Source organism: Anabaena sp. UHCC 0399, assembly GCF_034931465.1.
Classification (GTDB): domain Bacteria; phylum Cyanobacteriota; class Cyanobacteriia; order Cyanobacteriales; family Nostocaceae; genus Trichormus; species Trichormus minutissimus.
Genome location: NZ_JAYGGZ010000002.1, coordinates 208,826 through 225,970, shown reverse-complemented (window position 1 = coordinate 225,970; position 17,145 = coordinate 208,826). Strand labels below are relative to the sequence as shown.

Annotated in this window: 17 protein-coding genes and 1 tRNA gene; 4 read left to right on the top strand and 14 right to left on the bottom strand. The window is 41.6% G+C overall.

The window, feature by feature from the left end:
* Positions 1–932: 932 nt before the first annotated feature.
* The 3 genes from VB693_RS01920 to VB693_RS01910 all read right to left on the bottom strand — a co-directional run bounded on the left by VB693_RS01920 (position 933) and on the right by VB693_RS01910 (position 2,805).
* Positions 933–1,268 carry a tRNA-binding protein gene (locus VB693_RS01920; protein WP_323264823.1) on the bottom strand — a complete coding sequence of 112 codons (336 nt, stop codon included), beginning with the start codon at positions 1,266–1,268 and terminating at the stop codon, positions 933–935.
* A 6-nt stretch (positions 1,269–1,274) separates the two neighbouring features.
* A complete protein-coding gene (gene tatC, locus VB693_RS01915) occupies positions 1,275–2,069 on the bottom strand; it encodes a twin-arginine translocase subunit TatC (protein ID WP_323264818.1) in 795 nt (264 codons plus the stop codon).
* Positions 2,070–2,226: 157 nt separating this feature from the next.
* Entirely contained in the window at positions 2,227–2,805 is a 579-nt protein-coding gene (locus VB693_RS01910; protein ID WP_323264817.1) for a J domain-containing protein, read from the bottom strand.
* A 26-nt stretch (positions 2,806–2,831) separates the two neighbouring features.
* On the opposite strand from VB693_RS01910, the gene VB693_RS01905 reads away from it, so the two are divergent.
* The 3 genes from VB693_RS01905 to VB693_RS01895 all read left to right on the top strand — a co-directional run bounded on the left by VB693_RS01905 (position 2,832) and on the right by VB693_RS01895 (position 4,805).
* Complete coding sequence (locus tag VB693_RS01905) at positions 2,832–3,929, top strand: tocopherol cyclase family protein (RefSeq protein ID WP_323264816.1); 1,098 nt, start codon at positions 2,832–2,834, stop codon at positions 3,927–3,929.
* Positions 3,930–3,962: 33 nt separating this feature from the next.
* Positions 3,963–4,036, top strand: a tRNA-Arg gene (locus VB693_RS01900).
* A gap of 196 nt (positions 4,037–4,232) precedes the next feature.
* A complete protein-coding gene (locus tag VB693_RS01895) occupies positions 4,233–4,805 on the top strand; it encodes a YdcF family protein (protein WP_190696971.1) in 573 nt (190 codons plus the stop codon).
* Positions 4,806–4,935: 130 nt separating this feature from the next.
* Here VB693_RS01895 and VB693_RS01890 read toward each other — a convergent pair whose 3' ends face one another.
* The 7 genes from VB693_RS01890 to VB693_RS01860 form a co-directional block, all read right to left on the bottom strand.
* Positions 4,936–5,229, bottom strand: coding sequence for a DUF2288 domain-containing protein (locus tag VB693_RS01890; protein ID WP_190696968.1), 294 nt, complete (start codon positions 5,227–5,229; stop codon positions 4,936–4,938).
* 77 nt (positions 5,230–5,306) lie between these two features.
* A complete protein-coding gene (locus VB693_RS01885; RefSeq protein ID WP_323264815.1) occupies positions 5,307–6,344 on the bottom strand; it encodes an AI-2E family transporter in 1,038 nt (345 codons plus the stop codon).
* Between the two features lie 100 nt (positions 6,345–6,444).
* On the bottom strand, positions 6,445–7,083 hold the full coding sequence (locus tag VB693_RS01880; protein ID WP_323264814.1) for a lysophospholipid acyltransferase family protein: 639 nt from the start codon (positions 7,081–7,083) through the stop codon (positions 6,445–6,447).
* 135 nt (positions 7,084–7,218) lie between these two features.
* Complete coding sequence (fabD, locus tag VB693_RS01875; RefSeq protein WP_190696960.1) at positions 7,219–8,100, bottom strand: ACP S-malonyltransferase; 882 nt, start codon at positions 8,098–8,100, stop codon at positions 7,219–7,221.
* Positions 8,101–8,332: 232 nt separating this feature from the next.
* Positions 8,333–9,325 carry a beta-ketoacyl-ACP synthase 3 gene (locus tag VB693_RS01870; protein ID WP_323264813.1) on the bottom strand — a complete coding sequence of 331 codons (993 nt, stop codon included), beginning with the start codon at positions 9,323–9,325 and terminating at the stop codon, positions 8,333–8,335.
* Between the two features lie 117 nt (positions 9,326–9,442).
* Positions 9,443–10,468, bottom strand: coding sequence for a phosphate acyltransferase PlsX (plsX, locus tag VB693_RS01865; RefSeq protein ID WP_323264812.1), 1,026 nt, complete (start codon positions 10,466–10,468; stop codon positions 9,443–9,445).
* Positions 10,469–10,693: 225 nt separating this feature from the next.
* The gene (locus VB693_RS01860) at positions 10,694–12,169 is read right to left on the bottom strand and encodes a leucyl aminopeptidase (protein ID WP_323264811.1); all 1,476 of its coding nucleotides are present in this window, start codon (positions 12,167–12,169) and stop codon (positions 10,694–10,696) included.
* A gap of 182 nt (positions 12,170–12,351) precedes the next feature.
* Between VB693_RS01860 and VB693_RS01855 the strand changes: the two genes are divergently transcribed.
* Entirely contained in the window at positions 12,352–13,008 is a 657-nt protein-coding gene (locus VB693_RS01855) for a Uma2 family endonuclease (protein WP_323264810.1), read from the top strand.
* On the opposite strand, the gene VB693_RS01850 is transcribed toward VB693_RS01855, so the two are convergent.
* From VB693_RS01850 to VB693_RS01835, 4 genes are all read right to left on the bottom strand, one after another.
* A complete protein-coding gene (locus VB693_RS01850) occupies positions 13,009–14,133 on the bottom strand; it encodes a hypothetical protein (protein WP_323264809.1) in 1,125 nt (374 codons plus the stop codon).
* 256 nt (positions 14,134–14,389) lie between these two features.
* A complete protein-coding gene (locus tag VB693_RS01845) occupies positions 14,390–14,554 on the bottom strand; it encodes a hypothetical protein (RefSeq protein WP_323264808.1) in 165 nt (54 codons plus the stop codon).
* Positions 14,555–14,821: 267 nt separating this feature from the next.
* Positions 14,822–15,679: an alpha/beta hydrolase gene (locus VB693_RS01840; protein WP_323264807.1), complete on the bottom strand. Its 858-nt coding sequence runs from the start codon at positions 15,677–15,679 to the stop codon at positions 14,822–14,824.
* Between the two features lie 534 nt (positions 15,680–16,213).
* Complete coding sequence (locus VB693_RS01835; RefSeq protein ID WP_323264806.1) at positions 16,214–16,939, bottom strand: 1-acyl-sn-glycerol-3-phosphate acyltransferase; 726 nt, start codon at positions 16,937–16,939, stop codon at positions 16,214–16,216.
* Between the last annotated feature and the right edge of the window lie 206 nt (positions 16,940–17,145).

Here is a 17,145-nt window from a genome sequence, read left to right as displayed (position 1 = left end):
AATATTATTTAGGGATTTAGCGATCGCCTAATATATACACTTCTAGGGAAACACGAGCAAGGTTGTTATACACGAAACTTGAAACAACAAATAGACAGCCTAATCTAAAGCAGGCTTGTTGCATTTTCTGCATCAGTACCGCTATATGGGCATCTGCGAAACTAGAAATCTCAATATAGATATACTAGACAGTCCATTTTAGCTACAAATTTATGTATGAACTACTACACATAGCAATTATACAGTTATTTGATCAAAGCGAGGATATAAAAATTTCAACTTTTACGTGTTTAAATCATGAGAAACACTAAGAACTATTAAGCAAGATTAAACAATATAATATTTGAAGAGCATAAGAGGATGTTTGAAAAGTTGCTAGAAGTATAAAAATGTCATTCTGGAGAATATATACTGAGATGTTTCTCTACGTTTCCTTCTCTTTAGAAACGCTACCGCAAACGGAACGCTCCGAGCAGCTTGCTTCTCTAAGAGAGGCTGCGCCCTAAGCGTAGCTATGCCGCAGGCTTTACGGAACACTGTGTGAACGCGTAGCGTATCCGTAGGATTCACCCCGAAGGGGTATGCAGAGCGTGTCTTAGTATGCCAAGATTCCAGTTCCGTCGCTTTGCTCAGAACTGCATTCAACATGACATATAGGAGTTCTATTTGATTTCTGAACGAGTTTTTAGATATAGCAGTTCTCGCTGTGAGGTACAAGAAACCCAACCCCCTCTTCCGAAGTTCTGTTCGGCGGAAACTGCCGCTCAGACTTCTCTCCGCCACAAGAAGGGGACTATGATATACCTCATGTGATAGGAAACGCTATAAAAGCCTTGTTGGATATAGATTGAAGTCTCAGTATATTTTCAAAATTTAAACCGGAATTCTATAGAACAAACCTTTTCAAACAACCTTTAATATTGCTATATGATTTATAAAATTCTTTTACCCAAAGGTACATCTCTATCTGGTTGAATTAAAGCAACTTCCCCGTCATCCAGAACTATACCCAAAACCAAAACTTCAGACATGAAATCAGCTATTTGACGAGGTGGAAAGTTTGTCACAGCTAAGATGAATTGGTTGATAATATCCTCTGGCTGATATAGTTTGGTGATTTGTGCGCTAGATTTTTTTATACCCAAATCACCAAAGTCTATCCACAGTTTATAAGCTGGTTTTCGGGCTTTAGTAAATGGCTCTACTTGAACAACTTTACCAACACGAATTTCGACTTTCGCAAAGTCTTCATAGCTGATTTGCATGATTAATCGCTATTTGCCAGAGAGTTTGACTAAACCAATACCACCAAAGTAAAGACCTAAAACAGCACCAGCCAAAAGACTTTGGGTGAGAGGGTCTGTAGAAGGGGTAAGAACAGCACCTAAAATTACTCCCCCCAGAATCACCGATCGCCAACCAGCTAGCATGGTTGCAGAAGAAACAATTCCCAGATTAGCCAGTAACAGTTGGATGATCGGCACTTGGAAGGCTAACCCGGTACTGAACATTAATAACAGTACAAATTCAAAATACTTGTCAATTGACCAAATTTGTTCGACTACATCCGCACCGTAGCTGATAAAGAAATTTAAAGCGGCGGGAATGAGCAGTGAATAAGCAAAAACTAAACCAGCACCAAATAACACACTCGACCCTAAAACTATCGGCCCCAGTAATCGACGTTCACGGCGAGTTAGTCCTGGCAGCACAAACTGGATAACTTGATAAAGTATGAAGGGACTAGAGATGACTATGCCACTGTAGGCTGCAACTTTTATAGAGACAAAGAAATATTCTCCCGGTGCAAGTTGCAGAAATTTAACTCCCTTGGCTGGGACTTCTAGCAGCTGGACAATTGGTTTCACAGCTAGAAAACAACCGACAACTCCCACAGCTACAGCAATCAGGGCATAAAAAATCCGTTGTCGTAATTCTTCTAAGTGGTCGAAAAGAGACATTTCGACCTCATCAGGTAACTCATTTATGGGATGAGGTTCTGAGTTGCCATATCCCTCAGTATCGATGTCAGGAGTGTTTACGGTTTCTAGTTCTTGTGAAGGTGTCATGAGTCAGGTGGTAGGCAACATTTGCTAACTATTCTATCTGGCGAAGCCAATAATTAGAAAGCAGGAGAGCAGAAGAACAGGGTAGCAGGGAGCAGGGAGTAGGGAGCAGGGGAGACAAGGGGAATTTACTCATTACTCATTACTCATTACTCATTACTCAACGCCATTTGAGTAAATTTTTGAGTTTTTGACACCATTTAGCTACCAAAGATGGACGCTGAGTTTTATACTTGACCTGTGAAAAAGAAGTGGCTGTGGGGATTTTACCTTCTAGCTGTGCGGCTTTATTCAAATCTGATGCGGCTCTGTATTCATAGCCTAATTGAGAGCAAACGAATCCACGATATTTATAAGCTTCAATATAGCGGGGGTTGAGGCGAATTGCTTGGGTAAAGTAGGCGATCGCTTCTTGATATTCTCCTTGTCCTACGCTCTCCACACCATAGTTATAGAAAGTTTCCCCATCAAAGCGATTGACTGATACGTTTGGCGCATTTTTGGGTGCAGTTGCAGCAGGCGGTGTCACAGTGGGACTTTCTGACTTGAGCAGATTGTAAGCAGCGTTGATTTGTTTAATTTTGGCCTCTGCTTGCTGTTTTTGCTGTGGATGAATAAAGCGATCGGGATGCCAAATTTTCACTATTTGACGATAAGCTCGTTTTATCTCTACCTGCGATACACCAGGTTTTAACCCTAGAATTTCATAAGCATGATTAATATCAAGACAATCGCGCATACAGAGAAATAGAAGTAGATAAATCTATGTTAACTATTCCAGTCAATCCTCTTCAATCTACTCAAACACCTCACAGTGGATACCATTGGGACGGGAGTGGTCGCCGTTTTTTTGAAGGCTGGTATTACCGCGTCACTTTGCCAGATTGTGGTCAGACTTTTGCTTTTATGTATTCCATTGAAGACCCCATTGGCGGTCAACCCTACAGTGGCGGTGCGGCGCAAGTCCTGGGTGTGAATGATGAATATCTCTGTCGGATTTTTCCTGATGTGACTAAATTTTGGGCTAGTCGAGATGCTTTGGCTTTGGGTCATTGGGGTAAAACTAACCTCAATAGCCAACCCCTCTACCTGTTACCATCAGAGTTTGCACAATATGTCCAAGAAGGTTATCAAGCTACTGCAAATTTGAATCAGGGATTTATGCAAGATCCTGCTACTGGTTTTTATTGCCGTTGGGAGTATGAAATTCAGCCTGTATATGGCTGGGGTAATCAAAATAGTATTCAGCAATCTACTGCTGGCTGGCTGTCGTTTTTACAGATTTTTGAACCAGGATGGCAGATTTTAATGGCTCATGGCTTGGCTAGTGGTTGGATTGATTGGAATGGCAAAATTTATCAATTTCAGAATGCGCCAGCCTATGGGGAAAAAAATTGGGGTGGTGCTTTTCCCCAGAAATGGTTTTGGTTGAATTGTAATAGCTTTGATGGCGAACCTGATTTGGCGTTAACGGCTGGCGGTGGTAGACGGGGTGTGTTGTGGTGGATGGAGTCTGTAGCAATGATTGGGTTGCATTATCAAGGCCAGTTTTATGAATTCGTCCCCTGGAATGCCAAAGTAGAGTGGGATATTCAACCCTGGGGTAGATGGCAAATGAAAGCAAAAAACCTAGATTATGAGATTGAATTAACCGGAACTACTCATCTACCCGGTACACCCCTGCGTGCGCCGACAGCAAAAGGTTTACAATTTTGTTGTCAGGACACTATGCAAGGAAAGCTGACTTTAGAGTTACGACAAATAAGGGGTATATCCCCTCTAGTCATTCTCAAAGCAGATAGCTATCTTTGTGGGTTAGAAATTGGCGGCGGTTCTTGGAACAATTTTTGGCAGTCCACCTAAAACTACTGCTATCATTGTATATGCTCCGTAGTTGGGGCTGTAGCTCAGTTGGATAGAGCGAGCGCCTCCTAAGCGCTAGGTCGCCGGTTCGAGCCTGGCCAGTCCCGTCATCAACAACTTATTGCATCAAGCTAGCGATCGCAATTCCTATCTCTGGGATGATAGCTGAGTTTTGCATATCTATAGCTGATATGTGCTTAACTGCATATTAGCGTAGATCGCAAAGGGATGTTTGGGTGAGTTTGCCAATATTCTTATTTTTCTGATCTCATAGACACAATCATCAGACGAAGTTTTAGAGCCTTGAAGAATAATCTATTGTTTAGAGGTAAGTCATTTCAATTTGCAGTGGTTGTTCTACCACTACTAATCTGGTTGGGATATCAGGAAGTACAAAACAATATTGAAAAACCCGAAGCAGTTATCGTTTTAGGTGGCTCAACCAAGAACCTAGAAAGAGAAAAATTTACTGCCAAATTTGCCAGTCAGTATCCAAATTTACCAATACTGATTTCTGGCGGTAGTCCACCTGTCTTTACCAAACGGGTGTTTAATAAGGCTGGTATTAATCCTCAACGTTTACATTTAGACTATGAGGCAGTAGATACTGTTACAAATTTTACTACATTAGTAGACGACTTACAAGCACGCAAGATTAAGAATGTTTATTTAATCACCTCAGATTTTCATATGCGCCGCGCCTGCGTAATTGCTGAGATAATTTTGGGTAGTAGGGGAATTAAATTTAAAGCGATACCAGTACCGTCCCAAATACCACCTGAACCTATTGAAAAATCTATTCGTGATGGAGTTAGATCGTTAGTTTGGGTAGCTACTGGTTACACAGGTGCGGAAGAAGTTAAACATCGGCGGTGAGAAATGCGGTATGAAAATGTTTCTAGGGACTAAGTTTAGAATTATCCGAACTCATAACTCAGCACTCATAACTCAGCACCGGCTAAACGCCGCGCTACCGCTAACAGCACTCATTACTCCTAAATTGGTATCAGGCTGCTATTTCTTGCACCAGAACATAGGGCTGGATGATCAGGGTTTTAAATCGCTTTTCGCGATCGCAATTCCATTCTCCCACTTGAGTGACTGAAGGCTTAGTAATTAATTGACGCTCAATCCATTGTTCGACAGATGAGGTATTATCAGTTGCGATCGCTTCGCCTACATTGAGCAAATCTAAGTCTAGCGACACCAAAATGACCGCTTCTCTTTGGACATGGGGAATCAGCCATTCCCACTCGGCTTCGTCTAATATTTCTGATAATTCCTTTCTTACATCTGACATGATTTGCTGTTTTTCGCGTGTATATGTTGATTTTACAGTAATTGGGAATTGGCAAGGCCACGGAAAATGAATAATGGCTAAACTTCTGACTTCATCGCATTAATTTCAAACAAAGATACAATTATTCCAGTAATTGGGATTGATAGAAAAATTCCCAATAATCCTGCAACTCTTGCACCTACTAACAGAGCGAAAAATACTACTACTGGATTAAGATTCAATGCTCCTTGCATGACGCGAGGGGCAATTAGATTATCTTGTATTTGTTGAAGAACTATACAAGCTATGAAGACTTTTAATGCCAGCCAAACATCTTGAGACAACACAATTAAAGTAATTACACTAACTCCTAAAGTTGCTCCTATCCCTGGAATAATGTCCAGTATGCCTACTATCAAAGACAGAATTAAAGCAAAAGGTACATTAAATAATATAAAAACAATAAAACTTGCAGTGCTTAGAAATAAAGTTAATAGTAACTGTCCTCGAAAAAACCCTAAAAAACTCCGGCGAAGAATATTTGTAAATCTTCCACGATGCTGATTAGGTAAAAATCTGAGAATGAATTTCCACAGTTTTTCACCATCTAGCAACATAAAGAAAGCTACAACAGCAATTATGATAAAAGTGACAAAATTAGACAGCAATTGTTGTAATATAGTTAGGCTTGTGACTAAAGTTGATATTGCTTGATTTCGTAATTGCTCTTGAATTATACTTAAGTCTATTTGCAAATTACGATTACGCAGAGTTTCTTCAATTCTTTCTAAGAAAGGTAATAAAGAAGTTAAAAAATTAGAGATACTGTCTATTAATTGTTGCCCCTGAGATACAACTGCCACACCAATAGTAATTAATAGTCCACTCAGAAATATAATGCTGATTAAAAAAACTATAACAACTGCTATACCGTGTGGCAAAAAATGCTGCAACCACTTGACAGGATAGCTGAGTAAAAAAGCCAAAATAGTGGCAAACGTAAAAATCACAATTACTGTTTGAAAGTATGCTAAAAGCTGGACTAAAGCCCAACCAGCAGCGACTAATAGTAAAAAGCGTACTATTAAGGAATTATTCAGACGATGCCAAAAAGTTTTGGCTTCAAATCCACGCATAATAGTTAGTCATGCCTAATTTTTGAATATTGAGTTTTAATCTACAAAAGTTAAAGCAGCGATCGCTACTTTCTGAGAGCATATGTTCTAAATATTTTACTCAACGCCCTAAATCGTGCATTTGGTTAATGACGGCGGCACATTTTTGTGTTACACGTTCCAATTCTTCTTTATTGGTAGAACTGGGGGTATCAATTAAATTACCAATTCTTACCGTGAGGGGAACTGCACGCGGTAAGGATGAGCCTGGTTGTAAAATTTTCTCCGAACCCCACAAACATACAGGTAATATAGGGGCCTGTGCCTTAGCAGCTAACAGTGCTGCACCGCGTTTTGGGTCACTAATACGGCCATCGGGGGTACGCGTTCCTTCTAAGAATACGCCAACAGCCCAGCCATTATTAAGATACTCTAGAGCTGCGCGGATAGCATTGCGATCGGCACTTCCCCGACTTACTGGGTAAGCACCATACAATTTAATAGCTTGTGCCAGAACTGGGACATCAAATAATTCTTCTTTAGCCATGTATGCTACTGGACGCGCAACACAATTCGAGACAATCGGCGGGTCAAAGTAACTGGCATGATTACTGACAACTAGCACAGGGCCTGATTGAGGAACATTTTCCACACCATAAATCCGTCCCCGAAAGTAAGCATGAAGCATCGGACTGACTACCGACCACTTGAAAGCATGGTAAAGAGCTAGACTAATAAACGGTTCGCGAGTTCGAGACATAGGGGATTGGGGATTGGGGATGATTGGGGATGATTGGGGATGATTATGAGGGAAAACGGTAAAGGTAAAGGTGCAAAGGGATTAGATTAATTATTTTCCCCTTTGCTCTTTTCCCCAGTCACCAGTCCCCATTCCCTAATTTGGTAATTCAGCAGCGTTACGGACGTTTTCTAAGATTAAATCAGTTGTGCTGCGTTTAATCAAACCAGTTAGCACATTACCAGGGCCGATTTCTACTACTTTTTCAATACTATTAGCTGGTAGTTGTAAAGCAATTTCTCGCCAGCGAACTGAACCTGTCATTTGTTGGCTGAGGCGTTGCTTTAAAATTTCAGCATCAACGGCGGGTTCTGGCTGGACGTTCGATGATACTGGTACTTTAGCTGATTGAAATTCTACAGTATCGAGAATTTTTTGAAAATCATCTGCCACATTTGCCATCAGATGCGAGTGGAACGCTCCCGAAACTTTCAGAGGAATGGCACGTTTAGCTTTAACTTGAGACATGACTGTTTGTACTGCCTCTGGAGTGCCGGAGATGACTACCTGTGCTGGACTGTTATCATTTGCTAAAACTACATCAGGATTTTCAGCCAGGACTTTTTCTAGTTTTTCACGGTCAAAGTTCATCAAAGCCGCCATCATTCCGCCTGCGGCACTATCCATGAGTTCGGCGCGTCGCTTGACTAACTCTAATCCTGCTGACCACTCAAACACACCCGCAACGTAAAGGGCAATGTATTCTCCCAAACTGTGACCAGCAACTAAATCTGGCTGGTGTCCTTTTTCCCGGATGAGGTCAGCTAGGATACTTTCTACTACATAAAGACAGGGCTGAGTGTAGAGTGTCTTTGATAACTTTTCTTCTTCGTTTTGGCAGATTTCTGTTACAGACCAGCCTAAGATGGCCTCAGCTTGGTCAAACTTGGCTTTGGCCTCTGGTATATCTAATAAGTCTGTTCCCATTCCCAGTGTTTGAGAACCTTGTCCGGGAAACACCCATGCAGTTTTAGTCATTGATCAATCGCTTCACTCAAATTCAAAATTCGTCTTGAAAATTTGAGCCACTGCGTTGGCCGGGTTTCCCGGCTTGTAGCAAGTGGCGTTCCTAGATTGGGAAACCCGCCTACAGAACTTTTGTCTGCGACACGCTACGCGTAGCGTATCCGTAGGATTCACTCTGGAGGGGTACGCAAATTAAAAATAAAGAATTCAATTTTTAAATTTTTAATTTCTAATTTTTAATTGTTTATCTTCCCCATTGAAAAATCGCTGCACCCCAGGTTAAACCTGCTCCAAAGCCGGATGCAGCTATGATGTCATTGGTTTTTATTTTGCCTTCCCGCACTGCTTCATCTAAAGCTATGGGAATGGAGGCGGCGGAGGTATTACCGTAATTAGCCAAATTGCTGATTACTTTGTGGTCAGGAATATTGAGGCGTTGGGCAACGGTATCAAGGATACGTTGATTGGCTTGATGCAGTAACAACCAGTCTATTTGGTCAACAGTGAGATTAGCTGCAAATAATGCCTTATCAATGATTTCCGGCACTTTTTGGGCGGCGAAGCGGTAAACTTCTTTGCCGTTCATTGTGATGGGTTGATAAGTGCCTTGAGTAACATTTACGCCGGGAATGATTTCTTGGGGAGTACCTTGATAAGCTAAGTTGAGGTAGTGGTTTTGAGTACCATCACTTTTGAGGGCAAATCCTAATAAGCGATCGCTATCATTGGCTTGCAATACAACTGCACCAGCCCCATCACCAAACAATACGCAAGTGCGCCTGTCTTGCCAATCTACCCAACGAGAGAGGACATCTGCCCCAATTAAAAGTACATTTCGATATGCGCCTGTTCTAATGTATTGGGCGGCTGTAACTAGCCCGAATACAAAGCCAGAGCAAGCTGCTGTGAGGTCAAAAGCTACTGCTTGGGTTGCACCTAACTCAGCTTGAACTTTACACGCGCTACCAAATAAGTCATCTGGGGTGGAAGTTGCCAGCAAGATTAAATCTAAATCGCCTGGTGTAATTCCGGCTGAGGCGATCGCTTGAATGCTTGCAGCAGTGGCCAGACTACTTAAGGAATCTGTGGAATTTGCTAACCGTCGCTGCCGAATTCCTGTTCTGGTAGTAATCCACTCATCTGATGTTTCCACCAGTTGGGTGAGTTCTTGATTGTGAAGGGAAGTTGCTGGTACTGCCGAACCACTTCCTATTATTGCTATACCTAAGTTTTGCACTCCTATTCTCCCAAGCTATCAGCTTTTAGTCATCAGTCATCAGTCATTAGTCATTAGTCTGATGCTGCTAACCAATGACTTCTTGCTAGCTGTAATTGCTAGTCTTGTGGCTGATTGCTAACTACTCTCACTCTGTAGCATCTCATATTGGGATTGCAGTTGTTGCATTACTTTATTGTCTACAGCTTCTTTAGCCATGCGAATAGCATTAAATACTGAAGGGGCTTGAGAACTACCATGACCGATTAAACAAACTCCTGATACCCCTAACAGCAAAGCACCACCATGTTCGGCGTGATCCATACGCTGCTTAATGCGCTTGAGGTTGGGTCTTAAAATAGCTGTCCCAATTTGACCGTGTAATCCTTGGGGTAATTCTTCCCGTAAGATTTGCAAAATTACCCCACCGATCGCTTCAGCAAATTTGAGTAAGATATTGCCGACAAAGCCATCACAGACAATCACATCAAATTCGCCAGAAAGTACATCTCGTCCTTCAGCATTACCAATAAAGCTAATGTAAGGATTTTCCCGCAACAGTTCATGAGTCCGTAGGGCTAATTCATTGCCTTTAGTCTCTTCTTCGCCAATATTCAACAAACCTACTTTGGGTTCATCCGTACCTAGAACATACTGGCTATAAATCGAACCGATGACGGCAAACTGTTCTAAAAACTTGGGACGGCAATCTACGTTTGCACCGACATCAAGTATTAAGACTGGTTTACCTGCTTTGATTGTAGGAAACACTGTACCAATTGCTGGACGGTCAACCCCTGGCAATCTTCCCAGACGGAGTAAGGCTGAGGCCATAGCTGCCCCAGAGTGACCAGCAGAGAATACCGCGTCTGCCTTTTGCTGCTTTACCAAATCCATCGCCACATTAATAGAAGCCTTGCGTTTGCGTCTGACCGCATTTAAAGGCTCTTCATCCATTGCGATCGCATCCTCAGCCGGAATGATTTCCACTCCTTCCAAATTGGTTTTTGGAGGCAAGGCAGCTTTAATTTTTTGGGGATCACCCACTAATAAAACTTTCACGCCTAATTCTTCACTGGCTCGCACCGCGCCAGTAACGATTTCACCGGGAGCATGATCCCCTCCCATTGCATCAATTGCTATCCGCACGCCAGTCGATCCCATTGCTCAGAGCTTCTAGAAACCTTACAAATTTTACCAGATGGCTTTGCTGAAAAAACTTAACTTTCTCGCTGCCGAATTACTGCTGTAATTTTTGCAACAGCTTATCACAGTAAGCCCACGATAGCATGAATTATTGGGGAATGGGGCATGGGGAATGGGGCAGAAAAAATTCAAAAGATGATTTCTTATCTCCCCTGCTTCCCCTGCTTCCCTACTCCCTACTCCCTAGTTCTCCAGTACCCAATTAACCAGCATTCTTACACCGAAACCAGTTGCACCAGTGTTGTTATAGCCATTATCTTTATCTGCCCACACTGGCCCGGCAATATCTAGATGCGCCCAGGCGGTATCTTTGACAAATTGTTTGAGGAACAAGGACGCGGTGATTGAACCACCAGGACGAGGCCCGGTGTTTTTCATATCCGCAATACCAGATTTAAGCCCGTCAAAATATTTTTCTTCCATTGGCATCCGCCAAATTTTTTCGCCTGAGCTTTCCGAAGCTTGCTCTAGCTGTTTAGCTAAACCATTATCTGGAGTGTATAGCCCGGCGATATCGTCACCTAAGGCAATGACACAAGCCCCTGTGAGGGTAGCTAAATCTACGATCGCATCTAATCCTAATTTGTCGGTAAAAACTAAAGCATCTGCCAGGGTTAAACGTCCTTCAGCGTCAGTGTTATTCACTTCGATTGTTTTGCCGTTAGATGCTGTAAGGATGTCTCCTGGGTGCATGGCGTGACCGCTAATCATGTTTTCAGTCACAGCCGAGATAAAGTGAACTTCTGCGTCTGGTTTGAGTTGAGCGATCGCTTTGGCTGCGCCTAAAGTAGCTGCTGCACCACCCATATCGATTTTCATGGTTTCGATCCCGCTACCAGCACCTTTAATGTTGAGTCCGCCGGAATCGAAGGTTAAGCCTTTACCCACAATTCCTAGTTTGCGCTTGGGCGTACCTTCTGGTTTGTAGGTGAGGTGAATAAATTTTGGCGGTAAATCAGAAGCTTGCGCCACTCCCAAAAAAGCACCCATGCCTAGTTTTTCACAGTCTGCTTGTTCCAAAATTTCGATTTGTAACCCGTGTTCTTGGGCAATTTGTTGGGCAATTTCTGCCATCGTAATGGGTGTAACTGTGTTGGCTGGGGCGGCTACTAATTCCCTTGCCAAGATGACCCCGGAAACGATTTGGTTGGCTTTGGTAATTGCGGCTTCTTGTCCAGCAAATCCTAGAAATTCGATGGTTTCGACTCGTGAACCTTTATCTTCTGGATCTGATTTAAAGCGATTATCTTGGTAAAGTCCTAGTTGCACACCTTCGGCTAGTGCTTGTAAGGAGGCGGCTGGATCATTATTCCACAAGGGGAAACTAAAGCCCAAAACTTTGCTTTTCTGTTTTTTGGCAACTTTTCCTACCACCGCAGCCGCACGTCTGAGAGTTTCTAGTTTGAGGTTATCGGCTTTGCCTAAACCCACTAAAATAATTTTTTTAACTGGGCTAGCACCACTAACACGGCTAAAAATGGTGCTGTTGGCTTTGCCTGTAAATTCTTCTTCGGCAATTATTTCTTTTAAAATGCCGGACAACTTCTCATCTAATGTTGCCAGTTCCCCGGTTAACTCTACTGCTTCTTCAAATAATGCGATCGCGAGGGTATCTCCTGCCCACTCTAGCAAGGGCTTGTCAGTTAGTTGAATGGCCATTTTTGAATTTTACGTAAACTTACTTCTTGTATAAGTATTGCTCAAAAATTTTCGAGTGAGGGCTTGGAGATTGGTGAAGGAAAAGGAACTGATGACTGTGGGGCATATAATTGAGAATATACTCAGACCTTCTGCAAATTTTGAATTTTGAATTTTGAATTTTGAATTCGGAGCAAAGCGACGTGACTCAAGCTCTATCCCCTAAACAAAGGGCAGAAGTGTTCTATCCCAGTGCTGACGGTGAACCTGTGGCAGAAAGTTATGCCCACCTGTGCGTTTTGCTGGCAACTCTAGAAGTTTTGCGCCAGTATTTACAAGGACAACAAGCAACAGTCCTGGCTAATCAGTTTCTCTACTATGCTCAGGGTTTTCCTAAGTTGCAAGTTGCACCGGATGTGATGGTGATTTTTAATGTCGCGCCTGGTGGTCGAGATAATTACAAAGTCTGGGAAGAAGGGGAAGTTCCATCTGTCATTTTTGAGATGACTTCAGCCGGGACGAAAAATCAGGATCTGGAATTTAAGAAGACTTTGTACGAGCAACTGGGAGTCAAGGAATACTGGCTATTTGACCCCAAAGGTGAATGGGTGAGGGGACAGTTACAAGGCTATCGGTTACGGCAAGATATATATGAATTGATTACAGACAATCGCAGTGAACCTTTGGGGTTGCGGTTGCAAGTGGAAGGAGAATTGATCGGTTTTTATCGGGAAGATACGGGAGAAAAACTGCTGAATCCGACAGAACAGGCGCAAGCACTACGAGAAGCACAGCAGCAGGTAGAGCAGTTAAAACAGCGTTTACTATCGCTCGGTGTTGATCCTGAGCAAATCGAATAACTAATCAATATCAAATTTTTTAGCGATCGCAGTCATAATTTCTTGCTCTACTGGTGTAGTCTGATTGTCTAGTTGGGCAATTCTTTGGCACTGCACTAGTAAGGGTATGGCAAAATCCCGATCTAGTTGGTTGAGTAGCTGATCTAAGGGTTGGGGTGATTTGATGTTTTTCTCAATGGCCGATATGGAAGTCTGACTGAGGTTAGCGGCTTGTAGTTGGGGTAAGATTTCTTGCCAAGTTTTTTCGGGGTGACTGGCTAAAATCATGCGGACTAATATTTTATCCATGACTGCTTGTTGAGCGATCGCAGTTTCTAGGTATTTTTCGCTTTCTGCTTTTAAGTTTGCCAGTGTTTGCGGCGATTCTAATGACACTGATTCATCTAGTTTGGCTTCGTAAAAACGACAAGCGGCATATCCTAAAGAATAACTCATGGTGGCATTGGCACTAGCTGCGATCGCTGCTCCAGCAAAAGGGACGTTTCGCAATAAAACTAGTCCGGCTGCTTTCAGGAGGCGATTTCCACCTAAACCTAAACCAAAAATTGTTAACAGTTCACCTTTGCGGCTAGAGTCTTTTAAATCTAAGCCATAGGCAGCAGCAATTTGATATAACATTTCTGTCTGCAACTTCATTGTCGCTGCCAAGTCAACTGCTAACAGCGCGGTGGCGACTCCTGGCAAAATACTACTTGCTAAACCAATTCCCCCGGCTTTCGTGGCTTTTTCCATCATGATGCGGTGGGCTATTTGCCTGGGGGATTCTTTGGGGTTTCTCTGCTGGATTTTTTTGACCGCAGTTGCTGCTTTCTCTAAATCAACACTGTCACTAGCACCAATCAGCCAATTGAGATTTAAAAAGCCTGATATTCTTCTAATCAGCCAATTTTGCTCAATATGATTGATGACTTTGCCTGTGATTTGAGTTGCTTGTGCAAATAAATTATGGGTGTTTTTTGCGGTTGCTGTTCCTACTCCAACTGCTTTATTTAGAAATATTTTGCCTGTGCTGCCAAAATTCTCTATCAGGGATGTTTGATTTTTATCTGTTGCTGATTTTGGATTTGTGGGTGAATCAACTGTTTGATTGATATTGTTTTTTCTAGATTGAATCTCGTCTGACATTGTTAAGTATTAGCCTGATTACAACTTCTCTTTTTCGGTTGTAATTAACTATTACCTTGTTTGACATCTTCCAATCAGCATAAAGTTTTTAAGATGCAAATATAACCCCACAGGGCGTAAGAAAGGTATTTTATCCTTTTCTACGTCCCGGGGTTAAGTAGTTGTTCGAGCAAAAAATCTTGATATAAGACTTTATTGCTCGTGTGTTAGAGTTTCACTTACCGTTGACCAAACAAAAGATGATTGGTAAAACTATTTAGACTGCGCGAGTACCCTGTTTTTCACTTTCTGGTCTGTTAGGATCTGGATTAGTATATCCAAAACCACCAGTAACTTCTTGAAGGCTGCTGTCATCGATTTTATTTAACAGCATAGATGCTTGCTCTAGTTTGCTTGTTGTTGTGGTTTTTTGTAGTTTCATATTAGTTCCTTAATCTTTACGGAAGGAATACATCTGATTCCCCTATGTATCTTCCTCTTTGAATATGCTGTTTTCGGAAAATCTGAAAATTTTATCTAAATGTTATATTCAGTTTCCAGCCCGATGTGAATTGGAAACCCTTGTTATCCTATAAGGTTTTCTAGATTTGCCTAACATGATTTTTTTGGCAGTACCCAGAAAAATATAAGGTTTTTAAGACTTAATTCGTAATTTTTTAAACGGCAGAAAATTTTTAAAGTGAGTTTGCTAATTGGTTGGATGATAAATTTTGTACGCCTTTGCTATTTCCATAGGAAATTGTGTATTATCGGACAGGTTTTTGATCTCTAAAAAGTTATGAGACTGAAGAATTTCATAGAGATTTACACCTTCTTCTAATAAGCAGGCGTGTCCACTTTCCGGTAGGACTAAAGTTCTGCTATCAGGAATGATGTTGGCTAGGCGTTGGATTTCGCTAACAGAAGGTAAAAGGCGATCGCTAGCACCGGCAATTAATAAAACGGCTTGTTGAAGAGAACGCAACTTATTTTCATCAATACTAAATTCTCTCAACATGGATACTCGCCAATTCACTGTCTCTGGTGGTACAGAACGCATGGTTTTTAGCAGTTCATGTCTGACATTTCGCGAGATTCGGGGTAAAGATGCTAAAAATGGTAACAAACCCAGTGCGCCGATATCGTAAAAGCATCCTGGGACTAAGTGCATTAGTTGAGATGACCAATCTAACCACGGCCTCAGTCCAAAGGCGGATGCTGGGTTAATTAAAATTATGCGTTTAAATAATTGTGGGGCTTGGATGGCTACTTTCATCGCCAAGCAACCGCCAAAGGACTCACCACATAAATAAACTGACCTCTGAGAACTTTTCTCTAATTCCGCATGGATTAAGTCTAATACGTTACTGGTGAGTGCTTCCCAGGTCGTCAAGTCTTGACGGGGTATTGCCAAACACCGGACATCAAAGCCCACTTCTAATCCTGCCGTTTGCGATCGCAATAGTTGACCAGTTCCATCCATTCCCGGCAAATACACAAATAGCGGGTATTCTGGCTTAACTTGTCTAGGTGTGAGAAAACACGGCTTTAGTTCAACTTCTGGCATTGTGGCAAAATTTTAGTCACGTGATCGTTTTTATTCAGCTTTACCCCAGAAAAATCCAAAATTCTACATAACTAGGACAATAAAAGGGTTGAAGCGCAGTCGTCAAAGTTAAATTTATCCTCAGATCATAGCTTCAAATGTAACAAATACTTTAAATTTATTTAAATACGTTAATAATTACTTAACCTAAATTTAAAAATACATGAATCTGCTGGTTAATAGTAGTTTAAATCAATAATATAAATTATCAATAAAGCAGTCGTGTGCTTTTACGGATCTAGCAATGTAATACCAAAATGCTTTGAATTAGTATAAATATAAGAACAGTTAAATGTATGTTATGCAACTTTTGTCAGAATTACTGATGATTACTATAAGAACTTTATATAGCAATCCTCTTCCATCTATGATGAACACCAGATTTTAGACTCCAGACTCCTGGCATTCATCAGGGTTTTCATATCTCAGCAATGATGTTTAATTTATATATACTGCTTAATGAGAGCCATCATTTAGTAAAAAACATTTACAATTTTAATAGCAACCTTGCATAAGTAAGTGAGCAATTTCACGGTGACAGTACGTGGTTAGTTCAGCTACGACATTTTTTGCCTGTTTGCCGTGATATTGCTGTTGATGTTGAGATGTAATCCAATAGGGACGACCAATTAACACAGCCACGCGACGATAAATTACCAGAGGATGCCAACCAGACTGATTAAATAAAGGTTCGGAAGGGTCAAATAAACTTAACAACCGCAAGGGAAAAGCGGCTGTATTCACCTCTTCTAAAGAGGCGATCGCCACTGGTAACACACCTAAATCTGACACATCAGAACGTAACGCCAGATGAGCAAACCCACGACGAAATTCACCCACTTGATTTGGTTCGGTGTATTTCACCATGGGATTAGCACCTTCAGGAAACACTCCCACCATCTGTTTTCTTCGTAATAACTGCTGGGACTGCACAAAAAAGCTTTGCTGACGCTGCTGGTTTTCTTCTAGAGGAAAACAACCTAATTGTCCTGTGACAATCTCTCGCAAAATCGGTACTTGTCCCATGTAGTGATGGCAAGCAAAGCGAATCGGATTTTCTAAAGCTGCCATTAATATCAGGGCATCCATAAAACTGCGATGATTGCTCACTACTAACAAACTAGCATCTTGGGGAATGCGATCCTCGTAATAACGAAACATATTTGTTGAGAGTGTAGCTAAGAATGATTGAGAAATGTCTAGAGGTCTATTGAGACTCATAGCTAATCTATATACTTTGCGAAAAATATCGCAGTTTATCTTGACTTAATTTTTACATTTCTTTACTAATCCCATGACTGTCTTAAGGTAGAAATGTTTTATGAGCAGAAGCTAGCAAATATCAATTATTTGGGGGTTTACATTACCTATAACTATAGATGTGATAAAGAACATTTAACTGAATTTTTAATAGTTAATTTCCGTCT

Excerpts from the sequence above, each read along its gene's own strand:
- VB693_RS01850 (WP_323264809.1), bottom strand. The coding sequence starts at position 14,133 with ATGTCAGACGAGATTCAATCTAGAAAAAACAATATCAATCAAACAGTT.
- VB693_RS01890 (WP_190696968.1), bottom strand. The coding sequence starts at position 5,229 with ATGTCAGATGTAAGAAAGGAATTATCAGAAATATTAGACGAAGCCGAG.
- fabD (WP_190696960.1), bottom strand. The coding sequence starts at position 8,100 with ATGACTAAAACTGCATGGGTGTTTCCCGGACAAGGTTCTCAAACACTG.
- tatC (WP_323264818.1), bottom strand. The coding sequence starts at position 2,069 with ATGACACCTTCACAAGAACTAGAAACCGTAAACACTCCTGACATCGAT.
- VB693_RS01905 (WP_323264816.1), top strand. The coding sequence starts at position 2,832 with ATGTTAACTATTCCAGTCAATCCTCTTCAATCTACTCAAACACCTCAC.
- VB693_RS01835 (WP_323264806.1), bottom strand. The coding sequence starts at position 16,939 with ATGAGTCTCAATAGACCTCTAGACATTTCTCAATCATTCTTAGCTACA.
- plsX (WP_323264812.1), bottom strand. The coding sequence starts at position 10,468 with ATGGGATCGACTGGCGTGCGGATAGCAATTGATGCAATGGGAGGGGAT.
- VB693_RS01840 (WP_323264807.1), bottom strand. The coding sequence starts at position 15,679 with ATGCCAGAAGTTGAACTAAAGCCGTGTTTTCTCACACCTAGACAAGTT.
- VB693_RS01845 (WP_323264808.1), bottom strand. The coding sequence starts at position 14,554 with ATGAAACTACAAAAAACCACAACAACAAGCAAACTAGAGCAAGCATCT.
- VB693_RS01910 (WP_323264817.1), bottom strand. The coding sequence starts at position 2,805 with ATGCGCGATTGTCTTGATATTAATCATGCTTATGAAATTCTAGGGTTA.
- VB693_RS01880 (WP_323264814.1), bottom strand. The coding sequence starts at position 7,083 with ATGTCTCGAACTCGCGAACCGTTTATTAGTCTAGCTCTTTACCATGCT.
- VB693_RS01885 (WP_323264815.1), bottom strand. The coding sequence starts at position 6,344 with ATGCGTGGATTTGAAGCCAAAACTTTTTGGCATCGTCTGAATAATTCC.
- VB693_RS01860 (WP_323264811.1), bottom strand. The coding sequence starts at position 12,169 with ATGGCCATTCAACTAACTGACAAGCCCTTGCTAGAGTGGGCAGGAGAT.